Annotated in this window: 19 protein-coding genes and 2 pseudogenes; 13 read left to right on the forward strand and 8 right to left on the reverse strand. The window is 46.9% G+C overall.

Annotated features, from left to right (window positions below; all coding sequences use genetic code 11):
- The first annotated feature begins 89 nt into the window (after window positions 1-89).
- Together LACSTY_RS05290 and LACSTY_RS14695 are read left to right on the forward strand one after the other, a co-directional pair.
- Window positions 90-1,661: a hypothetical protein gene (locus LACSTY_RS05290; RefSeq protein ID WP_087911948.1), complete on the forward strand. Its 1,572-nt coding sequence runs from the start codon at window positions 90-92 to the stop codon at window positions 1,659-1,661.
- Window positions 1,662-2,129: 468 nt separating this feature from the next.
- A pseudogene (locus LACSTY_RS14695) lies at window positions 2,130-2,276 on the forward strand (KxYKxGKxW signal peptide domain-containing protein); the annotation flags it as partial.
- 209 nt (window positions 2,277-2,485) lie between these two features.
- Here LACSTY_RS14695 and LACSTY_RS05295 read toward each other — a convergent pair.
- The 3 genes and pseudogenes from LACSTY_RS05295 to LACSTY_RS05305 all read right to left on the reverse strand — a co-directional run.
- Window positions 2,486-2,716 (reverse strand): annotated as a pseudogene (locus LACSTY_RS05295) (PTS sugar transporter subunit IIB); the annotation flags it as partial.
- A gap of 41 nt (window positions 2,717-2,757) precedes the next feature.
- Window positions 2,758-3,588, reverse strand: a complete 831-nt coding sequence (locus LACSTY_RS05300; RefSeq protein WP_049172278.1) for a PRD domain-containing protein — start codon at window positions 3,586-3,588, stop codon at window positions 2,758-2,760.
- 430 nt (window positions 3,589-4,018) lie between these two features.
- Complete coding sequence (locus LACSTY_RS05305) at window positions 4,019-6,658, reverse strand: YfhO family protein (protein WP_087911949.1); 2,640 nt, start codon at window positions 6,656-6,658, stop codon at window positions 4,019-4,021.
- Between the two features lie 266 nt (window positions 6,659-6,924).
- Between LACSTY_RS05305 and LACSTY_RS05310 the strand changes: the two genes are divergently transcribed.
- Window positions 6,925-8,664 carry a putative glycosyltransferase family protein gene (locus LACSTY_RS05310; RefSeq protein WP_087911950.1) on the forward strand — a complete coding sequence of 580 codons (1,740 nt, stop codon included), beginning with the start codon at window positions 6,925-6,927 and terminating at the stop codon, window positions 8,662-8,664.
- A 70-nt stretch (window positions 8,665-8,734) separates the two neighbouring features.
- On the opposite strand, the gene LACSTY_RS05315 is transcribed toward LACSTY_RS05310, so the two are convergent.
- Together LACSTY_RS05315 and LACSTY_RS05320 are read right to left on the reverse strand one after the other, a co-directional pair.
- On the reverse strand, window positions 8,735-9,664 hold the full coding sequence (locus tag LACSTY_RS05315) for a glycosyltransferase family 2 protein (RefSeq protein WP_087911951.1): 930 nt from the start codon (window positions 9,662-9,664) through the stop codon (window positions 8,735-8,737).
- A gap of 47 nt (window positions 9,665-9,711) precedes the next feature.
- Window positions 9,712-10,350, reverse strand: a complete 639-nt coding sequence (locus tag LACSTY_RS05320) for a YkyA family protein (protein WP_025013170.1) — start codon at window positions 10,348-10,350, stop codon at window positions 9,712-9,714.
- A 135-nt stretch (window positions 10,351-10,485) separates the two neighbouring features.
- Between LACSTY_RS05320 and LACSTY_RS05325 the strand changes: the two genes are divergently transcribed.
- The 8 genes from LACSTY_RS05325 (at window position 10,486) to purB (ending at window position 17,890) form a co-directional block, all read left to right on the forward strand.
- Complete coding sequence (locus LACSTY_RS05325; protein ID WP_087911952.1) at window positions 10,486-11,451, forward strand: aromatic acid exporter family protein; 966 nt, start codon at window positions 10,486-10,488, stop codon at window positions 11,449-11,451.
- Between the two features lie 164 nt (window positions 11,452-11,615).
- Window positions 11,616-11,816 (forward strand): cold-shock protein, encoded by a 201-nt coding sequence (locus tag LACSTY_RS05330; protein ID WP_003566521.1) that lies wholly within the window; start codon window positions 11,616-11,618, stop codon window positions 11,814-11,816.
- Window positions 11,817-12,117: 301 nt separating this feature from the next.
- On the forward strand, window positions 12,118-12,603 hold the full coding sequence (locus tag LACSTY_RS05335) for a GNAT family N-acetyltransferase (RefSeq protein ID WP_087911953.1): 486 nt from the start codon (window positions 12,118-12,120) through the stop codon (window positions 12,601-12,603).
- Window positions 12,604-12,609: 6 nt separating this feature from the next.
- The gene (locus tag LACSTY_RS05340; protein ID WP_025013168.1) at window positions 12,610-13,245 is read left to right on the forward strand and encodes a glycoside hydrolase family 73 protein; all 636 of its coding nucleotides are present in this window, start codon (window positions 12,610-12,612) and stop codon (window positions 13,243-13,245) included.
- Between the two features lie 190 nt (window positions 13,246-13,435).
- The gene (locus LACSTY_RS05345) at window positions 13,436-14,014 is read left to right on the forward strand and encodes a xanthine phosphoribosyltransferase (protein ID WP_151466854.1); all 579 of its coding nucleotides are present in this window, start codon (window positions 13,436-13,438) and stop codon (window positions 14,012-14,014) included.
- 8 nt (window positions 14,015-14,022) lie between these two features.
- Window positions 14,023-15,351 carry a nucleobase:cation symporter-2 family protein gene (locus tag LACSTY_RS05350; RefSeq protein ID WP_025013166.1) on the forward strand — a complete coding sequence of 443 codons (1,329 nt, stop codon included), beginning with the start codon at window positions 14,023-14,025 and terminating at the stop codon, window positions 15,349-15,351.
- 20 nt (window positions 15,352-15,371) lie between these two features.
- Window positions 15,372-16,481: an ATP-grasp domain-containing protein gene (locus LACSTY_RS05355; protein WP_047105929.1), complete on the forward strand. Its 1,110-nt coding sequence runs from the start codon at window positions 15,372-15,374 to the stop codon at window positions 16,479-16,481.
- Between the two features lie 113 nt (window positions 16,482-16,594).
- Entirely contained in the window at window positions 16,595-17,890 is a 1,296-nt protein-coding gene (gene purB / locus LACSTY_RS05360; RefSeq protein ID WP_087911954.1) for an adenylosuccinate lyase, read from the forward strand.
- A 106-nt stretch (window positions 17,891-17,996) separates the two neighbouring features.
- Here the strand turns inward: purB and LACSTY_RS05365 are convergent, their stop codons facing one another.
- From LACSTY_RS05365 to LACSTY_RS05375, 3 genes are all read right to left on the reverse strand, one after another.
- Complete coding sequence (locus LACSTY_RS05365) at window positions 17,997-18,566, reverse strand: branched-chain amino acid ABC transporter ATP-binding protein (protein ID WP_087911955.1); 570 nt, start codon at window positions 18,564-18,566, stop codon at window positions 17,997-17,999.
- A gap of 9 nt (window positions 18,567-18,575) precedes the next feature.
- Window positions 18,576-19,322, reverse strand: a complete 747-nt coding sequence (locus LACSTY_RS05370) for a hypothetical protein (protein ID WP_047105931.1) — start codon at window positions 19,320-19,322, stop codon at window positions 18,576-18,578.
- Between the two features lie 75 nt (window positions 19,323-19,397).
- Window positions 19,398-21,656 (reverse strand): LTA synthase family protein, encoded by a 2,259-nt coding sequence (locus LACSTY_RS05375; protein ID WP_087911956.1) that lies wholly within the window; start codon window positions 21,654-21,656, stop codon window positions 19,398-19,400.
- 469 nt (window positions 21,657-22,125) lie between these two features.
- Here LACSTY_RS05375 and LACSTY_RS05380 point away from each other — a divergent pair, with 469 nt between their 5' ends.
- Together LACSTY_RS05380 and LACSTY_RS05385 are read left to right on the forward strand one after the other, a co-directional pair.
- The gene (locus LACSTY_RS05380) at window positions 22,126-22,731 is read left to right on the forward strand and encodes a VanZ family protein (RefSeq protein ID WP_087911957.1); all 606 of its coding nucleotides are present in this window, start codon (window positions 22,126-22,128) and stop codon (window positions 22,729-22,731) included.
- 162 nt (window positions 22,732-22,893) lie between these two features.
- Complete coding sequence (locus tag LACSTY_RS05385) at window positions 22,894-23,751, forward strand: GRP family sugar transporter (protein WP_087911958.1); 858 nt, start codon at window positions 22,894-22,896, stop codon at window positions 23,749-23,751.
- Window positions 23,752-23,876: the final 125 nt, after the last annotated feature.

The following is a 23,876-nucleotide window of genomic DNA, read 5'->3' on the forward strand; positions in this document are numbered from 1 at the left end:
GCAGTCAACTTTAAGAACTATTGTGTTTGCAAAATAAGATATTGCTTTATAGACGCACATGAGAGAATTTGGGAGGTCACAGGCAGGTTATGAATGAGCAGAAACGTCACATCTGGGAGAATTATCTCACACAACAATGGTTTGCATTTGGCAAAAAGGATGAAGAGCCATATACGCGAGATATGATTTTAACTTCTGACGGACAGATTAGTAACTACGCGGCACACAATGAGAGTTTTTGGCAAGTGCATGATAATCAACTGCAGTTTCTTGATATGGATCATGAGATCACAACGCGTTTTCCACTTCCTGAAAACCCATCCGGAATGATTAAATTCACCTTAATTGGCGATTATGTGCTCGACCCATCTGTCAAACATCAATTAATGGCCCGCCATTTGCCCGAAAGCTTACATGATCTTAAGAATGGTTTTGACAATCAGCTTGATGCTCATTTTGATCAGGCTAGTTTGACCGTCACACCGCTCATGAAGAAGATCAAAACACGCTCGCGTATTCGCGTTGCCTTTATTTTGAATAGCGTCGAAACCTTACCTGCACTTTTACCATTAATGAAGACACTTCAAGAGGATGAAGCGTTTGAAGCTAAAATTCTCGTTATGGATAAGCAGTATTATGATTTGAGCGTTTTGCCGACACTCGATGACGTCGCCGCATTCTTACACAAGCAGCAATTAATTTGCATCCCTGTAAAGGGCAACTACGAAGCAGCTTTACAGAAATTACGTTTGTGGCTGCCTGATTTCATTATTCGACAATCACAATGGGATGGTGACTATCCATCAGCCTTTCAAGCTGATCACCTTGATTGGGCAAGATTAATTCATGTGCCGTATACAATCACAGAAAAAATGACCTACGCGCCTCATCATCAAAAGGGAACGATGCTGACAAATGACTATTACTTGCATGTGTGGCGCTATTTTACCGCTGAGCCGCTTTATCCAGATGAAAAGAAGGCCATTGCGGCATCATTTGTCTCCCAGGACATTTTCCAGCCGGTGGGATCTATGAAGGCTAAGATGATCGAACATGCGACCCCGGAATGGCCAATCAACCATCCAGGTAAGCGTGTGCTTTGGACGGCTCATCATTCGGTGACTGATACGTGGTTCAAATTTGGAACTTTTCCAAAGATATACCAAGCCATGCTGGCATGGACACGCAAACATCAAGAGCTTTCAGTTTTGTTCAATCCACACCCGCTGTTACGTGAAATCATTGCTACTGAGCCTGTTCCTGGCATTACATTGGAACAGTACGATCAATTTTTAAAAACTTTCGCGGCTTTACCAAATGGTGGAATTTTACAGCATCAATCACAGTATGGGGCGTCTGCTGCTGCCGATGCGATTTTGACAGACGGTTATTCCGCATTTTATGAAATGCAAATTCAACGTAAACCAATTGTGGCATTGTTGCGGAAGGACCATACGCCTTTTACGCCAGAAGGAGAGCAAATTCTCCAGGGGTTGCATGCCGTTCAAGATATCGATCATGCACAAGAAGAATTATTGCGCCTCTTGCGTGAGCCAGATGACAAAAGGACCCAACAAATTGCCAATACGCAAAACTGGTTGGTGAATGAGCATCCAGAGCAAACTATTTTGCAGGCAATGCTTAAAGAGATGGGAATTTAGGCATTGAGAATGCTGGTTTAGAAGTGATTATATTGCTCAAATCTTTTCTTCAGTATTTTAAAATTTGTATTTGCGTCACTTTAGTTTCCTGATTCAAAAAAATTTGCCAGCTCGCTGCCAGCGTAAAAATTACGATGTCAGCGAGCTTTTTTGTAACCTTTTTTGAAGCTTAATCTATTTGAATACCAGTATCTGTATAGCAAAAAAATGGTACTGAAGCACTGCTCCAATTACTGGGTTGAAGGCACGGAATTTGTTTTTGAAACGTGGTACTCAGATAACGACAAGAAAACGTGATAAATAGAAAGTGTTAAAGACATGCACAAATATTAATCGCTTAAAAATAACAAAAAGTAAGTAACTTATTTAAAAAATAATTTTGAATTTTGATAATATTAGTTATATCATTGAGATGAGTGTAAGTATTAGTTGGGGTCATTTGATATTGGTATGGAGGCCTTTTATGACATGGGAAAAATAAATAGACGCGAGCAATTCATTAAAGAAAACGGCAAAGTCCGTTTTCGGATGTATAAGGCCGGCAAACGATGGTTAGTTGCCGGAACGGCTACAGTAGCTGGACTGCTAGGCGGTATGTTTATTTTGCCGCATAACGTTCAGGCTGCAAATCAACCGCAAGTAGGGAAAGTCGTTGGCAAAGATGATGTTTTAGCGACTCAAAATACTGCAACAATCCCGGCTAATTCAACACAGGCCTCCAACACGACTTCGGAATCAACTTCAGTATCTGAAGCGGGAAGTCTTTCCGAAAGTGTTTCGGCTAGTGCTGTTAGTTCAACAAGCATTTCGAATTCTGCCACAAATAGTTTGGCCAGTGATAGGGTTACTTTGGCGCCAACGACGACTTGGGATTCGTCGCCTGAGCTGACGGCACTTAACACTTCGGGAATCTGTTCAAGCTGTTGGGTGTTGAACTTGGTTTTATCGATTAAGACAAAGCGCAAACGTGTCGCGCAGTGGCTGAGACTTTTAATGTTGTCAACGCCACCGACCGCCTGCATGATGCGATCGGTGATTTTTGGATGGTCAGTCATAGGTTCCTCCTTGGTGGGTTGTTTGAGTGCGTGACGATGGTTTAACCGATTAACACACGGTGGATGTGAATAATGAGATAAGCCAGTTCCTCTTTTGTCGGCGGTTTATTGTAAATAGCCATGATCGTTTTGTCGACTTTGAGGGCAATTTTGGCTGCCTCAGGGTACAAACTGTACACATTGACCAGCAACTGGCCGTCATCTTCCAGCATGGTGTTGCTCAGATAGCGTTCGGCGAAGAACTTCATGTGGGTGACGAACCGCTCATAGTGCAGGCTGGTGGTCGCAATGGTGCCGCCAGTGAGCGCGCGAACGGCTTGCAGGACGTTATCAACGAGTTGGGTGACTTCCAAAACATTGGCTTTGGCGGTCGCAGCCGGTGTGGCATTGATAATATGAAAAGCGATATTGGCGGCTTCTTCCTTAGGTAATGTGACTTCTAAGGTATCGCGCACAACGGTTAAGCCGTATTCGCCAATGGTAAAAATGTCAGGGTAGTAGGTTTTCATTTCCCAATAAATGCGATTGCCCAATGCCTGTTGGGCGTGGTAGCGCTGAACCGAGAAATGAAGATGATCCGTTAAGGCATAATAAATGCTGGGGAGCAGGGAAGCCTGCAGTTTTTCTTCGGCATAAGTGACAATCTGTGAGGTCATGCTGATGTAAACCGCGGGAATGCGATTAAGCGACTGGATCATTTCGCTTTTGCGGCTGTCATCTAGTGGCATGAACTTCTTGAACACCGCGGTATCGGGGATGGTGACACCGACCTTTTGATGGTAGCCGATGCCTTTACCAAAGGCGATATATTCATCCCCGTTTTGTTCGGCGAGCACCACGTTGACGTTGAGAACCTTTTTGATGCGAAACACACAACTCCTCCTTTCTTGAAGTTTGCCATTAAGCCTAGCAACTGAGGGGCTTTGCATTTGGTAAATGGGGTGACCAAATTTTAAGGCGAGAAAAAACAGGCAAAATTAAGAAGATCGTTTGATGTCGAAACGATGATCAAAGTCTTGCCTGCATTACCAGTAACATACGCTTGTTTATTCAGTTGATAGTTGCATTTTAGCAATCAAATGATGAAAACGCAACCATGTAAACTAAAAGTTCTTTATATTTTTTGCTTGTTTACTACTTATTAATTTAAAAATAAATAACAACCCATGGATTGATGAACAAAATCATGGGTTGTTATTATTTTTATTTAAATTAGGTATAACTAGATTTATCAGCTTGAAGTCGTTTCTAGCAAGGCAAAGGCAAAGCCTCTACGTTGTTCGATGAGCGAACTCACGACGATCAAATTCGTTTTGTCTGCTTCAAGTGTCGTCGTTTGCTCGGCCAATATTCGTAGACGGTGACACCAATAGCCACCAGAACGCCGATAATGGTCAGCCACCAGCCTTGGGTGATACCAGGCGTGTGATAGGTTAAGGTGAACGTCGAACGGCTAGTGGGGACTTTGAGGCCGATGAATCCGCGGTAGTTTTGCAAGGTGACGTTCTTAGAATTAACTTGCCAGCCTTTTTCGTAAGGAATGGTCAGCATGATATAACCACTGTTGTTTGCCTTGGTTGTCAGGGTAACTCGGCCATTTTGAATGCGTTGTTTTGGAGCTTTTTGCTTGGCCGTGGCAATCGTTTGTTTAAACGCGGTTCGATTGAGCGTGTATAACGCAAAGTGATCGAGATCAATTTGATTGAGGCCGCGGTTAAACGTCAACGTGATCGTGGTTGGTTTGGTGCTATTGATCGGCATTGAAACTGTTTTGCTGCCAGTGTCGGGGTCATTTTTAACCGGAATGTTGTTGATACTGATTGCCATGTTCTTGCGCATGTTTTCACCCATAACCAGATATTGCTGTTCGCTGGTCGGGTTGACCGTTAACGTAATCGAAGCAGCGTTTTTCTTGTTGACTTTGGTCGCAACGGCGTTCGTCAAGGTTGTGAGCGGCTTGACATTGTCGACACTGATGCCGGAAAAGTCGCTGGTTGTCAGCATTGTCTGGTTGGCTTGAGGCGACAGCGTTTCAAAATACGCATTTTGCTGCAGCACTGGGTTGGCCTGAACCTGGGTTGGAATTTTCCGGTAAATTTGGGTGGCTACCGGCAGAGCATCGGGATTTTGGTAAATATTGAAATAGTCGTTGTGGCCCACGAGCTTATAAGCTGATAAGTCGTAGCGCGGGTTGGAAATGATTCGGGAGGCAACTTGCTGATAGGCTTTTGTCCCGGTTTTCTTGCTTTGCGTGTTAACGATCAATAGCTGTTTGACGCCTAGCAGACTTTCCAACGGCCAAGTGAGGTCATTGTTTTTAACGCGACCAGCTGATCCAATGGCGCCTACATTAGTTAAGGTGTTGATGGTGCTGGTGTTGAGTACCGAAGAAAAAGTGCTGATGCCGTTAAAATTATATTGATACGGATCATCCATCGAGCGTTGGCTATCGGCGTTGATACGATAAAAGCCGCCTGAGCCGAGTTCTTTAGCATCATCATAACCGGCTTGGAGAACCTTGCTGGTGACGGTGAAGTCCGCTGCAGGCACGAAACTAATCGCTTTTAGACTCGTGAACGCATTGGTGCCCATGTCTAAAACAAGTAAGATCACGATGCCGCTGACCAGCCATTTTTGCGGTAGCAGCCGACTGCGGATGCTATAAAGCAGGAGTGCGGCAACTAGCAAAAAGACGCCGCCGAGGGTGAGGTTGAGCACGGTGACGTATTTGTGGGTGGCCATTCTTAGAATCGTCGGGATCAGTAGGCAGCCTGCCGTCGTAATGCTGGCCATACCGAGGCGGAAGCGGGAGACGGAAGGTAGATGGGCGAATCCACGCAGACTCAGCACAAGCAGCCAGAAGATCACGATGAACGAATGGCGGTACAGATACCAGACCGGGGCCCGGAAGCCTTGCCAGATTAACACGAGCGGATTCAGCCAAATCGACAGAATCAGAAGCAAGGTCAAGCCACCAGAGATGAGCCGTTCGCGAACCGGGATAGATGTCGCTAAAAAGTAGAACACCGCTCCCAGCAGCGCGATCATGCCCATGTAAAGATTGGGTAAGCCGTTGGAAAGTTGGTCGAAATTAAAACTCCCGGGGATGAACTTGGAAGGCAGATCGAGCAGCGAATAAAGTGCCTTCACACTGAAATCAGCGCCAGCACTTGATAGCCGGGAAGCAGCTAAGGCAAAGTAAGTCGGAATTAACACCACAGCCGCAAGCATACCGCTTAGTAACGAACCGCCAGCAAATAATCCGATTTTGCGGAGCAGGTGAGTTTGATGGTGGATCGCCCAGCGCCAACCGAAATATAAAACCGCAAAAATTGCGATCATGAAACCAATGTAATAATTCGTTATGAAACTAAGACTGAGTGGCAAGACGTACGGCATGATCCGATGCGTTTCAAACAGCCGATCAATGCCTAAGACCACTAATGGCAGTAGAATTACGCCGTCCATCCACATGATGTTAAGAAAGTTGGCCACTAAAAAGCCAGACAAGCCGTAACTGATACTGAAGACCAACGTGTACCAACGGGCGCCGGCATGATGACTGGCATAGCACTGAGCCGTCACCGCTGCGGCACTGTATTTAAGTGCCGTCACAAACAGCATGGCAACCGGCAACGCATGCCGTGACACAAGAACAAAGATCAGGTTAAACGGGCTCAGTAAGTAGTAAGTCCAGTTAGCATACATACCGCCGCCAAGACTATTCGAAAAGGAATACGCCTTGCCTGCGGTTCCTGCCAATGCGTGCTTGAGATAAGTAAAAAAGTCGATGTATTGCACTGCCGAATCATTGGCGAGAATGGACGATGAGCCAAATGGCGCCATTTTTAAAGCGGCAAAAACACAGAGACTGATGATAAAGGTCAGCGCAAAACTCACAAGCAGTAGCGGCCAGGTTTTGGTTTTTTTGAAATGCAACATATCCGGGCAAGACTCCTTTGAAAAGCAATCGGTTAGTCGTTAATAATTAATATGATAGCAAAAACCGCGCCGAATAAAAAATAAGCTAAGTTTAAATATTAACTTAATCATAACGCGGGACTGGCCAGGTGCAGCAGCCGGAACAGTATGAAAACGTTTTAAGTTGCAAGTCTTGATGATTCCTTAAAATTCACTTCGCCCGTCACTGTCGTTATTGTTACAATATTAGAAGAACGTTCGCGATGATCATCGTTTGGAGGGCTTTTATGGCGACACAAACAAGAAGTTCAGACATCAGGGAATTTTTAAAAACAAATGCGATCTGGCTGCTGCCGATGTTGGCAGTTGCTTTGGTGTTATTGGTACAGTGGCCGCAACTGCATCTGTCCTATATTTTCCACCAAGATGACACGATGCCGCAATTGCGTCGCATGGAAAGCTATGTCACCAGTGTGCAGCATGGGTCATACTTTCCCAAGGTTTTTCCTGAAGAAGTTCGCCACTTTGGCTATGCTTTTGACGCCTTTTATCCGTCCTTGATGCTGTTCCCATATGTTTGGCTGCGGTTAGCTGGACTCGGGGTGGTCAGCGCCTACTATGGTTATCAAACGCTGATTTTGGTGGTGACGGTGCTGGCAGCCTACGCTAGTTTTCTGAAAATTCGTCGCCGTCCGCTTGCGGCATTCGTTTTCAGCGTCGTGTATACAACAGCGGTCTATCGGATGCTGGATGCCTTTGTTCGCGGGGCACTTGGTGAGAATCTTGCCTTTATCTTTTTACCGATCATTACAGCCGGAATGTACCTGATCTATGTGAAGCAGTCTGATAACTGGTTCATATTGGCCTTTGGCGTGACCGGCCTGATGTACGCGCACATGTTGTCGCTCGTGATGGTGCTCGAATTTCTGGTTGGCGGGTTCCTGGTGTTGCTGGCTTTGAAACGGGTTTCATGGCGGATGGTGCGGTATACAGCATATGCGGCGATTAGCTCCTTGTTGATGGGGGTAGGCAGCTACTTGCCCATGTTGGAGATTTCGCAACATTTGCCGCTTAAACTTGCCGAATCTGCAACCATTTGGCTTAATTACCTGCAATACAGCCTAGGCGACTTGTTTCAAAACTCATTGAGTATGTATGCCTCCACCAGCAACATGCAAAACGTGAACCAGACGTTCCGTCCGGGGATGGGCGTCTTGATGCTGGGTATCGCGATCGGATTGGCGCTGTGGTGGCCTAAGTTAAGCCGTTCTGTCAAAGTAGCGGCAGGGTTGGGCTTCATCACCATTTACTTAAGTACCAACCTTTTTCCATGGTCACTGTTTCGGAAGACCGTTTTAGGCACGATTCAGTTTCCGTGGCGATACTTGGAGCTAACGACTTTATTCCTGAGTCTGGCTGTGGCTTTGTTGGTGGCAGAAAAAGTGCGTCCGCAACGTTTCGCATGGGGGATGGTCTTGGCGGCCTGCGTGGTTGGGTTTAGCTATGCCGCGACGATTAATACGACCATGACGAACGCCAATACTTATCGGGTGACAGACAAAAATGCTGCCGGCTACTATGGCGATGCGACTGGCGGCGGATCGGAGTATGCACCGAAACAATTCGATACCACCACCTTTTTCAAGAAAGACCAGGCCGTGGTTTTGCCGTCACATAAACTTCAGCGTCTGACCCCGCTGACCCAGCATTATAACGATTTGCGCTTTGGTTATACCAGCACGCGCTCGGTTGTCTTGCAATTACCTAAGTTTGCCTACGTCGGCTACAATGTCACCGTTGACGGGAAAGTCGTTCCGTATCGGGCTGAAGGCAAAAATGCCCGCTTGACCATCACGGCACCGGCTGGCAGTCACCGGGTGCGGGTTGTTTACACCGGCACGCGATTGCAACATGTTACTGGATGGCTTTCCTTGGCAGCTGCCATTATATTTTTCCTAAGCTGGATCTTTGTCGCGATTCGCAATTTTGATCCAGAAAAAAGCACCACTTCAGAAGATACGAAGTAGTGCGTTATGGTCAATGTACCGGTGTGTCAGACTTTTGCGCTTAACTAGCTGAGAAGTTTGCACGCCGGTTTTATTTGATTTTACGGGCAATAAAAATCGGGCGTTGCTTGGTTTCGATATAGATCCGGCCGATGTAACGACCCACAATACCCAGCGCAAACAGTTGAATGCCGCCGATCATGAGGAAAATCGAGACCATCGACGGCCAGCCTGCTGTCGGATCGCCATAGAGCGCTGCCCGAATGACGATAAATACCAGTGCCGCAAACGCGCCTAAGAAGCTGATAATGCCGATCATCGAAACGAAGGTCAGCGGGGCATCGGAAAAATCAATAATCCCATCGATGGCATAACGCAAAAGGCTGGTAAAGGACCAACTGGTTTCACCATGTTGACGTTCGATATTCTGGTAAGGAAGGTACTTGGTTTTAAAGCCAACCCAACTGAAAAGCCCCTTCGAAAACCGATTACGCTCGGTCATATGTACGATCGCGTCAACCACTTGGCGCGTCATGAGCCGAAAATCGCGAGCGCCGGGAACAATCTGGGTCTGAGAGACCCGATTGATGAATTTATAGAAGAGATTGGAAAAGAATGACCGCACTGGCGCTTCACCGGAACGATCTGTCCGCTGGGCGCCGGCCATGTCATAACCTTCCTGAAGGGCAGCGTACATATCCGGCAACATGGCTGGCGGATCTTGCAGGTCAGCGTCCATCACGGCATAATAATCGGCTTTGGCGGTGACCAATCCCGCATACATCGCCGCTTCCTTACCAAATGACCGCGATAGATCAATGTAGTGCACTTGCGGATCGCTGTCTTGCAGGTGCTGGACTTGAGCGAGCGTGTCGTCAGTCGAGCCATCGTTGACATACCAGATTTGCGGCTCCAACTGAGTCAGATTGGTTTGAAAAGTTTTCATTAAAGCTTGGTAGATCAAGGGAACATTTTCGGATTCATTATGACAGGGAATAATAATTGCCACGCTTTGCGGCATGAAGAAGCCTCCTCGGAAAGTGAATGCGTTATGGTGATGTGTCAACATCAGTCGTGCATCGTTTTGACCGCCTTAGTTAACTTGGCATTCTGACTCGTCACTGTTGTCAGGTTAGCGGTCATGACATCAATTTGTTGATTCAGTGAACTGTAATATTGATTAAGTTGTGAGATTTGGGTTTCCAAATCCGCCTGCGAGACGTCACTACCAGCCGTGGCCGCGAAAAAATCGTCCTCGGCACTCAACATTTCCCGATAATAACTAACCAGGGTTTTGTGATCGAGTTTGGCCAGCTTGAGACTGGTGAGTACCTTGCTCAACGGCGCTTGGGGCATGTCTTCAGACGGTTGGTTATTGAGTTTGGTCAAGGTATTATTGGCATCAGTCAGCGCTGTGTTCGCCGCTTCCAATGATTTAAACGCTGCGGCGCGCTTATCCAACAATTTCTTGACGGCACCATCGTCATTTTTTAGATCTGCCGACGGGTCATCTTGGTATGCCTTCTCAAAGGTGGACGGAAAATCATTCACCGTCGAGCCAATGACCTGCAACGCTTGCTGTTCCTGCTGCACTTGAGTTTGCACAGTCTGCGTTGTCGTCAGTAATTGCTTTTTTTGATTTAAAGTGGCCGAACACCCAACAAAAAGAAAGGCTAGCACGGCTAATAATGGCAGTAATTTTTTCATGTCTTAGTCCTCTTTTTCTATGGTAGCGTAACAACAAAAGAATTACTAGAGGCTACATGGTGAGCGGGCTTAGAAGCAATCGCGCTAATAACAAAACAACGTATGATAAACTAAAGGCAAATGGAGGAATTGGTTATGCATATCGGTATGCGAACGGTTAAAACAGCGGTGGGAACAGCGGTTGCGATGCTCATTGCTTATGCCTTACATCTTGAATATTGGACAGCTGCCGGTATCATTACGATTCTGTCGGTTCAGAATACCACCAAAGCATCGTTCAGGCTGGTTGCCTACCGACTGCTGGCAACTGTGTTGGGCTTTGTCATTGCGATCGGGGCATTCTTGGTTCTGGGGTACAATGCGCTGGCGTTTGGCGTTTTCCTTTTAATCTTCATTCCACTAACCAACGTGTTCGAAGTGCAAAGCGGCATTGTGATGACGGCCGTGTTGGTCACGCATTTTATGATGGCCAAAAGCTGCAGCTGGTTCTGGATTCGCAATGAACTTTTGTTGTTGGCAGTCGGTGCCGGCGTTGCGCTTGTGGCAAATTTGTTTATGCCGAGCCTGGAAGCCAAAATCACGGAATTTCAGGCGCAGGTCGAAGCGGAAATGCGGGAAATCATCGATCATATGAGTCAACAGTTGGGGCCGGAGCATCTTAAAAGTGCCGATAACTGGGCGAATTTATCAGATTTGAAAATGACACTGGATGCTGCAGTGGCTTGGGCCAATCGCCACAGTGACAATCAATTGTGGTCGGAAAATGACTATTACCAAGCTTACTTCGAGATGCGAGCCAATCAATATGAACTGTTACGCCAAATGCAGGATAGCCTGGATCGAATCGAGACGCCGGTTTTGCAGGCGGCTGTGATCAGCGATGCCTTGTCGATGACAGCTAGTGTGTTGAATGAAGATAATCCGGCGACGCAACTAGTTACGATGGTCAAAAAGATTCAGCGCAACTTCGCGGCTTCATCGCTGCCGACTGATCGCGCGTCGTTTGAGAGCCGTGCTCGTTTATTTTATTTTCTGGAAGACTTCTCCCGCTTATTACAGTTAAAGCGCAATTTCAATCACATTATTTCCTCGCAAAATTGATTTCTGAAAGTGCTGACACTTGCGACGATTTTACCGTGATGGTAGACTAAACATGTACTTTTTGAATGGTCGTGGTTGCATGGTTTCAGAACTTTCTTCCACTTGTACCAAACAGAAATACACGATATTATCATGCGTCAAATGACGCAAGGAGGAATGTTCTCATGGAACACGGCACAGTTAAATGGTTCAACGCTGAAAAGGGTTACGGCTTTATCACACGGGAAGATGGCAGCGATGTTTTCGTTCACTTCTCAGCTATCCAAGGCGACGGTTACAAGACCCTCGAAGAAGGCCAAGCGGTAACGTTTGAAGTCGAAGATAGCGATCGCGGCCCACAAGCGGTTAACGTTAACAAAGACTAATTAAAGAAACCATTGACCGACTGCATTTGATGCAGCCGGTTTTTCTTTGTGTGAGCGTGAGCCAGCCCGGTTAGAAACCGGAGCATAAGTGGCCTTGGGCGTGATGGCCCGAACTTAGGTCATTGCGACCAAGGTCCTTATGTGCAGGTTTCTGGGCTGGCGAACGCGTTATAGCCTGAGATGATTCTCTAGCTTTTCATAAAAAAACAACGTTTCGTAGCAACAGCGCCATTGGTCCATGGTAAACTAATCTATAATAAAATCATCATCTTTGGATAGGGCTAATGGAGGCTGGGGCGCGATGTTAAAATTTGAAGAAGTGGCACCTGAGGCAAGGATTCAGTATTTAGATCTCCTATTGGTGGGGGATGAAGATCCCGCCATGCTTAGTCGCTATTTAAGTACAGGGACACTTTTTGCCGCGCTTGATGATCAGGTGCCCGTCGGCGTCGCGATGGTTATTCCAGTCGATGAGCAGACGGTTGAATTGAAAAATCTCGCGGTCGCGTCTGCGCGCCGCCGCCAAGGCATTGCGTCCGGCTTATTGCGGCACGTGGGCTTGGTGTATGCCACTCAGCAGTATCAGGAGATTTTGGTGGGCACCGGCGATGTTGATTTTGATAATCTCCGCTTCTATATGCGACGCGGGTTTCGGTTGGATTCGATTCGGAAACATTTCTTTGACCAATACAGCCAGCCTGTCTATGCTGACGGATTGAAGTTACAGGATATGCTGGTTTTGCGGCGCAAGTTGTTACTGACACGTGAAAATGAGACGAAGGAGTAAAGGCTATTGGCGAAAAAGCGCCGACGTTTTACATTGAAAAAGATTCCGCTGGCTGCTTGGCTCGTTCTGGCGTTTTTTGCAGTCGGGGCAACGTTGGTGGTCGGTTCATATTGGTCACAGCGTCAAGCGGAAGTTTCACAACAGCAGGCCAGTATCGATAAAAAAGCCGCTGAAAAGGCGAAGAAAGAGGCTTTTATCAAGCGACTGGCACCGACAGCACAGGCCATGCAGAAACAGTATGGCGTTTTGACCAGTATTACGTTGGCACAGGCTATTCTCGAATCCGACTGGGGAACAAGCACATTGGCCAAAGATTATCACAATCTGTTCGGCATTAAAGGAACGGATCCTGCGAACACCAAAGTGCTACGAACCAAAGAATATGTCAATGATAAGTGGATTACAGTTGATGGACGGTTTCGGGTATACAGCGATGATACGGCATCAATCCGTGATCACGCGCTATTATTTGTTAACGGGACTGACTGGAATCCGCAACAATATGCGACCGTGCGCGCGGCCAAGGATTACAAATCGGCAGCATCGGCTCTGCAGACAGATGGGTATGCGACCGATCCTGATTATCCGCAAAAGTTGATTCATCTGATTGAAACTTGGAATCTGACGCAATATGACAGCTGAATGTTCGTATTTTAATGATGACACAATCCCTGTTGTTTGGCTTTAATAACCCCAAATCACAGGGGTTTTGTTCTCTTATGGTCGTGAAAGCGGCTACTTGTCTCGTTCGGGAATCGCTGAAGCTGTATTGTTCCACAGCGTTTTTTATGGTAAGCTTGTTGAAAATTTACAAATAGAAGGAGTGCTTGTGGTGAAATTACTGGAAGACCGGATCAAAAAGGATGGCCAAGTTATCGGAACAGATGTGTTGAAGGTGGATAACTTCCTGAATCATCAAGTCGATCCTGATTTAATGGCCGATCTGGGTAAGGAATTTTACCGGCGTTTCAGCAATGAGCCGATCACCAAAATCCTTACTGTTGAAAGTTCCGGCATTGCCCCTGCGATTGCAACGGCGATGGAGTTTCACAAGCCGCTTGTGTTTGCCCGCAAGCACAAGAGTCTGACCTTAAAGGATCATCTGTACACTGCCACGGTTTATTCATTTACCAAAAAGACTTCCAATGAAATTGCGATTTCCCGCAAGTTCCTTTCCGCGGACGACAATGTGCTGATTATTGATGATTTTTTGGCGAATGGCCAAGCGGTTGAAGGGTTGATGGAGATCATTGCCCAAGCCGGCGCTACATTGAGTGGTGTCGGGATTGTCATCGAAAAGACCTTCCAGAAAGGCCGCAAGCTGCTGGATGATAAGCATGTCCGGGTTGAATCTTTGGCAAGAATTAGTGCGTTTAAAGATGGCCACGTCATTTTTGCACCGGAGGACTAAGCGCAAACATGAAAAGTAAAAGCATTTCCAATCCAAAAGCGGCTGCACTGGGGCTGCAACATCTGTTAGCCATGTATTCGGGGTCGGTGCTGGTGCCGATTCTGATCGGTGCCTCTTTGCACTTTACTTCAGAGCAGATGACCTACCTGGTTTCGATTGATATTTTTATGTGTGGCATTGCCACTGCTTTACAGGTATTTGGCAATAAATATTTTGGTATTAAATTACCGGTTGTTTTGGGCTGTGCGGTGCAGGCAGTGGCACCATTGATCATGATCGGACAGAAATTCAACTTTCAGACGATGTACGGTGCCATTATCGTCGCTGGTTTGTTTGTCTTTCTGATTGGCGGGGCGTTTTCAAAACTGCGCTTTTTGTTTCCGCCGCTGGTGACCGGCTCACTGATTACGGTGATCGGATTATCGTTAATTCCGGTTGCCTTCCAGAATCTTGGTGGGGGTTCCACAACAGCTAAAGATTTCGGCAATATGACGAATCTGCTGGTCGGCACGTTCACGGTGTTGCTGATTCTGGCCATTAACGTTTGGGGGAGAGGTTTTCTGCACTCCATCGCCATTTTGGTCGGTTTGATCGCCGGGACCGTCTTAGCTGGCTTTTTCGGGTTAGTTAGTTTCCAGCCAGTCGTCGAGGCTAGCTGGTTTCATGTGCCGACGCCATTTTATTTTGGGGTACCGCATTTTGAATGGAGTTCGATCGTCACGATGATTCTGATTTCGATGACGTCGATGGTTGAAAGTACTGGCGTTTTCTTTGCCTTAGGTGATATCGTTGGGCGGAAAATCGAAGCGGACGATCTGAAACGTGGCTATCGTGCGGAGGGCTTGGCAGTCATGTTAGGCGGTTTGTTTAACACCTTCCCGTACACGACCTTCTCGCAAAACGTCGGCTTGGTGCAGCTTTCAGGGATTAAAACGCGAAAACCAGTCATCTATTCGGCAATTTTCCTGGTTATTTTGGGGCTGTTGCCAAAAATCGGTGCATTGGCCACGATCATTCCTGCACCGGTTCTTGGAGGCGCGATGTTAGTGATGTTTGGCATGGTGGCGGTTCAAGGCATCCGGATGCTGCAACAGGTTGATTTTGAAAATGATAAAAATCTGTTGGTTGCCGCGATCTCGATCGGTCTAGGCTTAGGGGTGACCGTTCAGCCGCATATCGTCCAGTTTTTGCCGAAAACCATTCAGCTGCTTTTCGGATCAGGGATTTTGATGACCAGCTTAAGCGCCGTGCTGTTGAATTGGATTTTCAATTCACCTAGTCGGACACCGGAAATGCCGATTGATCGCGGTTTAAACGAAAATGATTCAGATAAATAAAGTCAAAGCGAGGAACAAATGTGACGCAATTTATTAGTCCAGGAGCCACTATTGGCATCATCGGCGGCGGAGTTTCAGCTTTTCGCATGGCTGATACAGCCAGTCTGATGGGCATGCGTACTGTGGTTTTGGCACCAACGCAAACCGATATTGCGCTTGAAAAAGCCGATATTCCCTTGGTAGGTAAGTCGGATGATCGCACTGCGTTAAAGGAATTGACGCAAATGAGTACGGTCATGACGTTTACCGATGAGAATGTGGACGGCGCGATCTTAGCGGAGTTAGCAACCGCGAGTCAATTGCCTTCAGGAAGCGACATTTTGACGGTAACGCAGGATCGTTATCTGGAAAAAGTCTTTCTTGACGATCTCAACATGAATATTTTGCCTTATACCCAGGTGATCACGCCTGGCGATATCAATGAAGCGATTGATACGATTGGCTATCCCGCCTTATTGAAGCCAATTCAAAAAGGGATGGGGGTCGATCAGCAGTTATTGTTGTCGACACCGGATGATGTGGATCGCGCTAAGCAACTGTTGCAACAACGTCCGTATATTTTGGAAGCCTATTTGCAAAATATCAAAGAGGTGGCCGTGATGGTGGCAAAAGCCGGCACGACCATTCGAATCGGACCGGTCATCCAAAATTATTTTGACCATCATCAGCTCAAAGCCTCATCGGTGCGCGCTGACGTTGATCCGGCCGTTATTGTGGAAATTCGGCGTATTGCCGAAAAAATTGCCAAGAAACTTGACTACACCGGCATTTTTAGCCTTGAATTCTTCTTAGCGGCAAATGGCACACTGTACGTCAAGCGGGTTTACCCGGGGCCAAAGTTGTATGGTCATCTCATGCAGAGTACCAGCGACATTTCCGAATACGAGTTACATCTGCGGGCCATTCTTGGTTGGCCGTTACCGGAATTGGAACTGGCTGAGGATGGAGTTGGCATTCCGCTCCGGCAAAAAGATATGGACGCGGTGTTGACGCAAATTCAAATCAAGCCTGACTGGCGCTTCGCTTTCTATCCGAACGGCGGCGAGTTAGTCGGTGAAATTGAAATCGTTGGCGATTTGAAGGCAATCAAAGACAGTATTAACGCAACCGGACATTTTGTTATTCAGTAACGTTTTTATCAAGCTATAAGTTTGCGGATTGGTCAGTTAGTGGTTATTAATTGGATAGATCTGAACCTCATGGATCTTAAAAGTCGTGCTCACCTTAGAGGAGGAAAAAACCTGTGATTCCGCGTTATAGTCGCCCTGAGATGGCGGCAATTTGGTCAGAAAAGAACCGGTATGCTGCTTGGCTGGAAGTTGAAATTTTGGCGGCCGAAGCTTGGTCTAAGTTAGGAGAAATCCCAGCCAGCGATGTCAAAGCCTTGCGTGTCAATGCAAAATTCGATGTTGATAGGATTCATGAAATCGAAGCCGTGACCCATCATGATGTGGTCGCGTTTACCCGCGATGTTTCCGAAAGCCTTGGACCGGAGAAAAAATGGGTTCATTTTGGCTTAACCAGTACCGATGTGGTCGACACGGCGCAAGGATACTTATTGAAGCAGGCCAATCAAATTCTGCGATCGGATCTGGATGCCTTAAAAGCGAGCTTGGCAAAATTAGCGAAGGCGCATAAGGATACGGTGATGATGGGGCGGACGCATGGTGTCCACGCTGAGCCGACGACATTCGGTCTCGTGGTTGCGACTTGGTATTCCGAAATTAATCGGGATATTCGGCGATTTGAAGATGCCGCAAGTGATGTTGAAGCGGGTAAGATTAGCGGTGCAGTAGGGACGTTTGCTAATACGCCACCAGCGGTTGAAGCCTATGTGACCAAGCAACTGGGCATTCGGGCACAGGAAATCTCGACGCAGGTGCTGCCACGTGATCTGCACGCACATTACATTCAGACGCTGGGATTGATTGCGACTTCGGTTGAACGTTTTGCCTTGCAAATCCGCCATATGCAGCGTACGGAGGTTCATGAGGTCGAAGAGCACTTTAACAAAGGCCAAAAAGGTTCCAGTGCGATGCCACATAAGCGTAATCCGATCGGTTCAGAGAATGTCTCAGGGTTAGCCCGTGTCATCCGCGGTTACGAAACGCCAGCATTAGAAGACGTTTTACTGTGGCATGAGCGCGATATTTCACATTCCAGTGCCGAACGGATCATGTTGCCGGACGCCACCGGCCTGCTGGATTATATCCTGCACCGCTTTACTAGCATCCTTGATCACTTGGACGTCTTCCCAGAACGGATGAAGGCAAACATGAATTTGACGCATGGTTTGATTTATAGTCAGCGGGTCATGCTCAAACTCATTGAAAGTGGTCTGAGTCGTGAGCAAGCCTACGATCTGGTTCAGCCAAAAACAGCAGTTGCCTGGGATGAACATCGTGAGTTTCGGCCGTTGTTAGAGGCAGATCCTGAAATCATGGGTCGGCTGTCCAAGGCCGATTTGGATGACGCCTTTGATTATCATTATCACCTCAAGCATGTTGACGAAATATTCAAGCGTGTTGGGTTAGTATAACTTAGCCGCTGCACGTTTTGGTAAGTGAAGACAAAAAAACCGGTTCTAGACATCAATTTGTCTAGAACCGGTTTTTGCTTAAAGTGACAGGTTTAAATGAGCCAGATTATTTGGCAATGGCGTTTAAAGATAGTACTGGCGGTTGTTCCCACGCATTTTGGGGATTGGCGCTTAAAAGTGATTGATCTGTCGTCAAGACAAGCAGGCAGCTGTCGGTTTGCTGCAAGGCACGATTAGCTTCAGTTAAAAAGGCGCGGGTAACTTGCGGGTCAAACACTTCGGCGCGGCCACTTAGCAACAAATAACGTTTTTTACCCACTAAGCCACGATAAAATTGCAGGTATAGCCGTTGCATGGTGTCCAATGTAGCAGCTGGCTGATCGAGAATTGGCGAGTTACTATTCAACCATTCCGGCAAAAAATCCGTGTTTTTGCTGTGCCCATTAATATACAGATTATTGCGGACGCTGAGATAATCCAGAATACCTGTATCACGGCTGCTAATGAATGCAAGTTGCTTCAGCAGGCCACCGCTCGCAAAGTTCTTGATATATTGGTCGCGCAAGTCATTAAGCGATGCCTCGTCTGGCACGTACAAGTATTGAATCGTTTTAGGGGCAAAAAGCTTCGCGAGGTTTTCACGATACACATCAAGTTGTTTTGACCGAAATAACATAGATATCTCCTAACGCGGCATGACCCGTCGCTTACGAATCATTGAAAGCGGGGTCACTAATCCAAGATTGGTGATGAAAATCACGGCCATTCCGCTACCTAAAGTTGTTAGGAAGCCCGTTGGTTGGGTGATGTCATCAGTTCTACCGCCGTAATAAAATAAAGTTTCACGAGTAAATCCGGTTAGGTGACGGGCAAATAATTGCCGAAAAGCCCGGTTCATGTCCACACTTTGATAGCCTTCCTGCAGCAGATGGCCAAAAACGGAGCGGTTCGCATTGGTTAGAAACTGGATCAATTGGTCGTTAAACAGAATGATCAAAAAGACACTGATCATAAAACTGATCCAGAAACTAAAGAAAGCTTCAAAAGCATACTGCAAGCCAATGGACATACTGCTTTTGCCTACTAAATAAAGCGCGTCGGTTTCAGAGCGGCGATGATGCCATAGCCAAGCCGTGCCGATCAGCCAGCAGATACCATTGAGGATCATGACCCGATTCAACAATGATTGCGCAGACTGAACCATTTTGATATGTGCCTGACCAACCTGCGTACTCAGCAGAATGGCTTCTTTATTTTGATCGCCAAAAGAATTAAGACGCTGCAGAAATGCCCCTTGTGCGGATTGATCGATCATTTCACTTGTCATCAGCATGATGCTGATCAAGCAGAACGCAACCGACAGCAGCATCATCACAATGTAATAACGGCGATGATAACGGAAACCCGAGAACGTTCGCTCAAAGAAATGCATCTACCCGTTCACCTCATAAGCAGTATAAGCAAAGAATTTGAACAAAGTGTGAACTTAAAGCGAGCATTCACTATGTTATTTGATTTGTTTGGTTCGAATGTCGACTGTTTCTGAGCTGCTCGATTCCGACTCACTTGCAGAGGATTCAGTCTGGGCTTGGACTTTTTCAGGAAAATCGGTGATGGGTTGCGTGTCATCGGCTAATTCAGGCGCATCGGTTTGGTACAGACCAGTTGTTGATTGGTCATTATTTTTGCTATAGAGGCTGGTGCTCTTGCTGCCGAGACTGTGTTCGAGCGACAAGACCTTGCTAAGACTCTGGTTGTAGTCATACTGGCCCGGATTAACCGGTTTGAACCCCAACGGCACATAGAAACGCAACAAATTACGATTGGCCACATCATCAGAGAGGCTTAACCGTGTATCAACCGATTTCTGGTCTTTGGTGATGGCCGCCTGCAAAGTAGGGGTCATGGTCACGAGTTTGCCAGTTGTGTTGTCATAAACCTTGCTGCCTAAAACAGTGTATTTCGGCGTCACAAAATTGTGGTTCCTAAACGCGACAACATCATCATGCTGGCTCGAAAGCAGATCCGTGCCAAACTGAACATAGCGTTTACTGCTGATGCCCAGCAAGTGCAGCAATGTTGGCAAAACATCGATTTCACCGCCATACGTATTGTTGATACCGCCTTTGAGGCCTGGCATGTGGAAGATCAGCGGAACCCGCTGTAACTGCGCATTATCGAATGCTGTCCACTTGCTGGGATCTTTACCTAATAACGGGGCTAAAGTGGTATTACGATCGTTGCTAATCCCAAAATGATCCCCGTAAAGCATGACCAGTGAATTCTTTTCCAAACCACTGGCTTTCAGGTAATTGAAGAACTCGCGTAACGCCTCGTCAAGATAATGAGCCGTTTTAAAATAGCCATTAATCGTTGCGTCGTCGGTCCCGGCATCGGGAAAGTCGGAATCTGCTTGCGTAATATAAAACGGATTATGATTGCTGGTCGTAATAATCTTGGTGTAAAACGGCTGTTGCAGGTGCTCCAAATATTTAGGCGTTTCAGCCAGCATCAATTTATCTTTAATGCCGTATTCCGTTGCGGCCTTTTCGTCATGATTATAAAAGTTACCGGAAAAGTAATCATCGTAGCCAAGGCTTTTATAAACATTGTCTCGGTTCCAGAAAGAAGCAGAACCACCATGAAAGACCGCGCTGGTATAGCCGGCGCGTTGTTTAAGAATGGCCGGGGCACCTTCAAAGGTATTTTCCGTGCCAAGACTGCTGAACAGCGAGCCATTGGCAATCCCAAACGTGCTGGTTTCCAACATGTTTTCTGCATCGCTTGTTTTGCCGAGGCCGACTTGGTGGAAGAAGTTGTTGAAACTGAGCGTATCCTTTTCCTTGATCAATGAATTGAGAAACGGGGTGACTTCCTGGCCATCAATTTTTTGGCCGATCAAAAACTGCTGGAAGCTCTCAAGGTGGATGATAATGACATTCTTGCCTTTAGCTGCGCCGTAATAGCTGGCGTTAGGGGCGGCATAATGAGAGCGGGTGTATTGCAGAACCGGATCGAGATTGGCACTATCTGCCTGGGCGCGAACCTGATTGTTCTGGGCGGTTTTCGCCGCATCATAAACCGTAAAAGGTGCCAACCCTAAGTATTTGACAATGTAATTGCGGTCAAAAGTCCGGGTCAGCAGCTGCGGGCGATTCATTTCACTGGTAGCGGTGAGCAAGGCAAAGAAGGCCACGCCAAACACCGTAACTGCTTGCGGTAAGTGGTAAGGCATGCGGCTGGTATCAAGCGATAAGCCAAAATGCGGCCATTTTAGTGGTTGATTGTGAATATAGCGCCAGATGTTCCAAACGCTGTAGCCCATATAAGTTAACGCAACCAGGGCAATATCCAGTACATAAATGATGTCATGTGGCTTCACCATGCTCAGTGAACTGGCGCCAAGTCCCTGGCTGACCTTTGAAACGCCGAGGATGGTTGTGACCGTCAGAAAATCGGTGAACTCACGATAGTAAAGGACGTTAGAGAGCAATAATAAGTTACTTAATATGTAGACAATGATGCCAACCAGATAACCACGCCGCGCATGTTTTGGATAAAGCCCTAACGAGAGCAAAATGATGCCAGTGCCTAAGGGGTTGAGGATGAGTAAGGTATATTGAAGCGGGTCATTTAGGCCTAGCGAGAAATCAAAAAAATAGCCAAAAAGCGTTTTAGCCCACAGTAAAAAAAGCAGGAGCGCCAAAAAGCCGATCCGGGTATTGCGAAGCCACAATAAAAGGCGATTGAGTCGTAACCGTTTCAAAGCGGTAACTCCTTTCCACTTTGTTCTTTGTCATTGTACCCGCAAATAGGCAATTGCACAAAGAGCGTGAGCGGGGCCGGTTAGAAACCGGAGCATAAGTGGCCTTGGGCGTGATGGCCGGGCTTTGGTCATTGCGATCAAGGTCCTTATGTGCAGGTTTCTGGCCACGCGAACGCGTTTAAGTCAGAGCGTTAACTGGCGCGGTTAGAAGTCGAGGTGTAAGCGGTCCTAGCCGTGATAGTCGGGCTTTGACCATTACGCCCGAGGTCCTTACACGCAGGTTTCTGGGTTGGTGAACGCGTTTTAATTTTTTTAGCCAACATTTCCGCACCGAAACAGCATACCGCAACCAAGTCAAATCCAGTCAAGACTGGCTGATTCTTATGGAGTCTTTAAAAGTTATTGAAATCCAGATGTACGGTGGGTATCCGGTAGGTGGTTTGCTACAATGACTACTGGAGGTAACGTGATGCTTTTTCTGGGGCCATTTTACAATTGGATTAACAGCACATCATTAAGCCGCGTCAACCATTTTCCTTTGGTGCGGCTGGTGGTTTATAGTTTGGACAAAACGATCCTTTACCTATTAATATTTGCGGCATTACGGTGCTTCTGGCTGCTAACGACTCACCGGCGCACATCATTTGGCCATGAGCTTAAACTGGGCCTGTTTGTGGGCTATCTAATCTTACTGTTTGCGTTGACAGTTTTCCGTGATGTTTATTACCCATGGCAGTTGACGTTTCATTGGGATCGACCGCTTTCAGTGATTAACTTACAGCCACTTGTTGAAACATTGAAGTTGCGGCAAGCGGCGAGTCATTTTGATCTATGGTACCAATCACTGGGGAACATTGCCTGGTTTATGCCATTAGGGTTTGGCGTGCCTTGGATCAGTACACATCGGCGACAACTGGGTTCTGCCATCGGAATCGGATTGGTGACATCCCTGAGCATTGAAACGCTGCAATTCTTGCTGATCAGCGGGGTGGCCGATATTGACGATGTGATTTTTAATTTGATTGGCGCCATCCTGGGTTACGGTTTTTACCGCATGTGGCATCTACATCGCTAACCGGTGTCGAAAAGATTTTTGCGTGCCGAGTATCGATTAAACCAAAAGTTCTCTTAGTTTTCTAACTGATTTTTTGGTTGTTTTGCTACTGGAAAACCGATAGAATACTAGCCTGTATTCTATTTTTAGCTTAACGATACGATATATAGAAAGAGGCGCGTTATGGTAATTTTACTTGCGCTGATCCCGATGTTTGCCTGGGGCTCCATTGGTTTGGTCAGTGGAAAACTTGGAGGCAATGCGTATCAGCAAACTTTGGGAATGACGTTTGGCGCGCTGGTTTTCGGCGTTGGAACCTTGCTCGTCATGCACCCGGCGCTAGATAGCAAAACGTGGCTGCTTGGCATTATTTCCGGGCTTTTTTGGGCGTTGGGTCAGGGCCAACAGTTTCAATCAATGAAGTATATGGGTGTCTCGATGACCATGCCCATCTCCACCGGCATGCAACTCATTGCGACTACGCTGGCTGGTGCCCTTTTGTTTCACGAATGGCATAATGGCAGGGATGTAACGCTTGGCATTTTGGCGTTGGTCTTGCTAATTATTGGTGCCACGTTAACGTCACGACGCGAACAAAACGATGATGTCACTTCCGCATCCGGTGTGTCCAAAGGCATCCGGACCTTGCTGATTTCTACAGCGGGATATGCCGGGTACACCATCATCGTCAATGCAGGGCAATTAGGGGCACTGGCAGTCGTCATGCCGCAATCTGTGGGGATGATTATTGGTGCCTTATTGATGAGCATTGGCCATCAGCCTTTTGCCAGAGCAACTGTGAAGAATATTTTGACTGGGCTGCTTTGGGGTACCGGGAATGTCTTCATGCTCTTATCCATGGCGAAAGTCGGGTTGGCAGTTTCTTACTCGCTTTCACAAATGGGGATCGTGATTTCGACATTTGGCTCCATTTACTTGCTCGGCGAGCGCAAGACGCACAAGGAAATGGTCTGGGTCAGCTGGGGCTCGGCACTCGTCATTCTCGGCGGCGTTGTGCTGGGCATCATGAAAGCAAAGTAATCTGACGAGAAGTTGCCGGATTGCTTGCTTTTTTACAAATTCAATTTTAAAGTTAACTTGTTAGAGTGTGAATTTGAACAGCGCCCTTTGTTGGTGAAAATTTTGTTTGGAAGCGGTACCGCAAT

This window comes from Lacticaseibacillus styriensis, from assembly GCF_030770295.1.
In the GTDB taxonomy this organism is placed as follows: domain Bacteria; phylum Bacillota; class Bacilli; order Lactobacillales; family Lactobacillaceae; genus Lacticaseibacillus; species Lacticaseibacillus casei.